Genomic DNA, 239 nt, shown 5'->3' with positions numbered 1-239 from the left:
ACCTGCCATACGGCTTCGACGCAACAGATGCCGCACAGCGCGAAGAGCTGTTCGGCATGGCTACCGGAGCGGACAACTGTGGCGTAGCGGACATTGCAGAGATCAGCTACAGCGCTGACCTGGAGTGCGGCTACGGCAGCATCACCCGTGTATTCCAGGTGACTGACGTACAGGGGCTGAACAGCCAGAACACTTGTGTACAGGTGATCACGATCAACGAAGTGCACAACTACGAGATC

At 57.3% G+C, this 239-nt stretch carries 1 protein-coding gene; it reads left to right on the top strand.

All coding sequences use genetic code 11. The features are described from left to right. Positions 1 to 239 (top strand): hypothetical protein (locus FRY97_RS22855; RefSeq protein WP_170254920.1); only part of this gene is annotated, 239 nt, incomplete at both ends.

The organism is Phaeodactylibacter luteus (assembly GCF_007993045.1).
Lineage (GTDB): Bacteria > Bacteroidota > Bacteroidia > Chitinophagales > Saprospiraceae > Phaeodactylibacter > Phaeodactylibacter luteus.
This window is presented reverse-complemented; position numbering and strand designations above follow the sequence as displayed.